The sequence below is a fragment of the Streptomyces sp. WG7 genome, from assembly GCF_049975785.1.
GTDB lineage: Bacteria > Actinomycetota > Actinomycetes > Streptomycetales > Streptomycetaceae > Streptomyces.
On sequence record NZ_JBNGGE010000113.1, the window covers coordinates 1 to 3,890 of the forward strand.

Consider the following 3,890-nt stretch of genomic DNA (forward strand, 5'->3'; position numbering starts at 1 on the left):
AGCAGCGCGTCCCGGTCCGCCGCCACGACCACCGCGCGGTACTCGAAGGCCGCGCGCTTGGTGGCCAGCGTGTAGGCGACCTCGACGTCTTCCGCGCCCGCGACGTTCTCCAGGTGCGTCCGCAGACGGGCCGCCTGGTCGCGCAGCGCTTCCGGGGACTTCGCCGAGAGCACGTGGGGCCGTACGGACAGGGTGCGCTCGCCGGGGGGCGGCGTCGCGTTCCCCACCTGAGCGGGGTTGTCGGGGGCCTGCTCGATGACCGTGTGGGCGTTGGTACCGCTGATGCCGAACGACGACACGGCGGCGCGGCGCGGGCGGCCGGTCTCGGGCCAGTCCATCCGCTCGGTCAGCAGGGAGACCGCGCCCTCGGACCAGTCCACGTGCGGGCTGGGCTCGTCCACGTGCAGCGTCCTGGGCAGCACGCCGTGGCGCATCGCCATGATCATCTTCATGATGCCGGCGACACCGGCCGCGGCCTGCGTGTGGCCGAAGTTGGACTTCACCGAGCCGAGCCAGAGCGGCTGCTCGTCGCTGTGCTCCTGGCCGTACGTCGCCAGCAGCGCCTGCGCCTCGATCGGGTCGCCGAGCCGGGTTCCGGTACCGTGCGCCTCCACGACATCCACGTCGGCCGCGGTGAGCCGGGCATTGGCCAGGGCCTGCCGGATCACACGCTGCTGGGACGGGCCGTTCGGGGCGGTGAGGCCGTTGCTCGCACCGTCCTGGTTGATGGCCGAGCCCCGTACGAGCGCCAGGACCGGGTGGCCGTTGCGGCGGGCGTCCGACAGGCGCTCCACGAGCAGCATGCCGACGCCCTCACCCCATGCCGTGCCGTCGGCCGCGGCCGCGAACGGCTTGCAGCGCCCGTCCGCGGACAGACCGCGCTGGATGCTGAACGCCACAAAGGTGCCCGGCGTGGCCATCACGGTCACGCCGCCGGCCAGCGCGAGATCGCACTCGCCGTTGCGCAGCGCCTGAGCCGCGAGGTGGAGCGTGACGAGAGAGGACGAGCAGGCCGTGTCGACCGTGACGGCGGGGCCCTCCAGGCCGAAGGTGTACGACACGCGACCGGAGACGACACTGCCGGAACTGGCGGTGCCCATGTAGCCCTCGAGGCCTTCCGGCGCGCGGTGCAGCAGAGTGCCGTAGTCGTTGTACATCACGCCCGCGAAGACACCCGTACGGCTGCCGCGCACCGTCGTCGGATCGATGCCGGCCCGCTCGAACGCCTCCCACGACGTCTCCAGCAGCAGCCGCTGCTGCGGGTCGGTGGCCAGCGCCTCACGCGGCGACATGCCGAAGAACATCGGGTCGAAGTGGTGCGCGTCGTGCAGGAAACCGCCGTTCATGCTGTAGCTGGTGCCAGGGCGGTCGGAGTCCGGGTCGAACAGCTCGGCGATGTTCCAGCCGCGGTCGTCCGGCATCGCGGAGATGGCGTCCCTGCCCTCCGAGACCAGCTCCCACAGGTCCTCGGGGGTGCGCACGCCGCCGGGGAAGCGGCAGGCCATCGCCACGATCGCGATCGGCTCGTCGTCACGGACGGCGACCGCCACCGGCGCGTCGATCGCCTGCTGTCCGCCCAGCAGTTCGGAGTGCAGGTAGTCGGCCAGTACCGCGGGGGTCGGGTAGTCGAAGACCAGCGTGGCGGGCAGCCGCACACCCGTGGCCGTGCCGAGCCGGTTGCGCAGCTCGACCGCGGTCAGCGAGTCGAAGCCGACCTCGCTGAACGCACGGGCCGGTTCGACCGCCTCCGGACCGTCGAACCCGAGCACCGCCGCCACCTGGGCGCGGACGAGTTCGAGCACCGCGCCAGCCCGCTCTGCCTCGGGCAGTCCGGCCAGCTGCCGGGCGAGCTTGCCCGCGGAGGCCGATGCAGCCCGGGCCGCACGCCGGTTGGGGACGCGGACGAGGCCGCTCAACAGCGGCGGCAGCATGCCTCCCGCAGTGGCCTGGGCGCGCAGAGCGGCCAGGTCGAGCTTGACGGGCACGAACGCCGCCGCGGGCGAGGCGGTCGCGGTGTCGAAGAGGGCCAGGCCCTCCTGCTCCGACAGCGCGTTCACACCACCGCGTCCGAGACGCGACACCTCGCCGGCGTCCAGCTCGCCCGCCATACCGCCGTCCCACAGACCCCAGGCCAGCGACGTCGCCACCAGACCCCGCGACCTGCGGTGCGCCGCGAGTGCGTCGAGGAAGACGTTCGCGGCGGCGTAATTCGCCTGACCGGCGCCGCCGAAGACACCCGCGGCGGAGGAGAACAGCACGAACGCCGACAGATCCATGCCCCGCGTCAGCTCGTGCAGGTTCCACGCCGCGTCCACCTTCGGACGCAGCACCGCCGACAGCCGCTCCCGGTCCAACGACGCGATCACACCGTCGTCCAGCACACCCGCCGTGTGCACCACCGCCGACAGCACCGGAGCCGCGTCCAGCACCCCGGACAGCGCATCCCGATCGGCCACATCACACGCCGCCCACGACACCGACGCACCCAGCTCAACCAGCTCCGCCGTCAACTCGACAGCACCCGGGGCATCCCCGCCCCGCCGGCTCACCAGCAGCAGATCCCGCACCCCGTACTCGGTGACGAGATGCCGCGCGAACAACCCGCCCAACGCACCACTGGCACCCGTCACCAACACCGTGCCCTCAAACACCGGCACCTCGGCCTCCGGCTCCACCACCGCACGCACCAGACGCGGCACCAGGAGCGTTCCCGCCCTGACCGCGACCTCCGGCTCACCCGCACCCAGCACCTCTGCGACGGTGTCCGGGTCGACACCACCGTCACCGTCGAGGTCGATGAGACCGAAGCGACCCGGGTTCTCCGACTGCGCGGACCGAATCAGACCCCACAGCGACGCGTGCGCCAGGTCCGCGACCTCGTCACCCGGCGCCGCAGCGACCGCGCCCCGGGTCACGAACACCAGACGCGAATCGGCGAACCGCTCGTCGCCCAGCCACTCCCGCACCAGGTCCAGCACCCGGCCGGTCTCCGCGTGCACGGCATCCGCGACGTCCCGAAACTCCCCGTCCGCCAGACACGGCACGACCAGCACCGCCGGTACGGTCCCGCCCTCCACGGCAGCCGCAGCCAGCGCCGCCAGGTCCGCGAACGCCTGGGACCCGGCACCCAGCAGCATCCAGTCCTCGACCGGCGCACCGCCACCGGAGACGGGCGACCAGCGGACCTCGAACAGAGCGTCCCCGCTCCCGGCGGCCGGGGCCGCGAACTGCTCCGGCGAGAAGGCCCGGAGCGCCAGGCCCCGCACCGACGCCACAGGCACGCCCTCGGCGTCCGCCAACTCCAGCGCCACCACGTCCCGGCCCGCACGCGACAACCGCACCCGGACCTCGGAGGCACCCACGGCGTGGACGGCGACACCAGACCAGGAGAACGGCAGCCGTCCCTGTCCGGTGTCCTCGACGAGCCCGCCGACGGTGATGGCGTGCAGGGCCGCATCGAGCAGCGCGGGGTGGAGCCCGAACTGCTCCGCACCGGGGGCGGTCTCGTCACCGAGCCCGACCTCGGCGAACACGTCCTCACCACGACGCCACACCGACCGCAGTCCCTGGAAGACCGATCCGTACGCGAACCCGGCCACGGCCAGGGCCTCGTAGAGTCCGTCGATGGCGACCGGCTCGGCCCCGGCCGGCGGCCACGCCGCCAGGTCGAACACCGGCTCCGCCGTGGTTTCGGCGAGCAGTCCGGTCGCGTGCCGCACCCACGGCACCTCCTCCCCCGCGCGATCGGCGCGGGAGTGGAAGGCGATCGGCCGCCGGCCCGACTCGTCGGACGCGCCGACGCTGATCTGCAGTTGGAGTGCGCCGCGTTCGGGCAGGACGAGCGGCGCCTCCAGCGTCAGCTCCTCCAGCAGCTCGGTACCGGCCCGCTG

General features: G+C 73.1%; 1 protein-coding gene. It reads right to left on the reverse strand.

Translation table 11 applies throughout. The features are described 5' to 3' along the window. On the reverse strand, positions 1 to 3,890 hold a 3,890-nt coding region (locus tag ACP4J0_RS38215; protein WP_426604012.1), incomplete at both ends, for an SDR family NAD(P)-dependent oxidoreductase.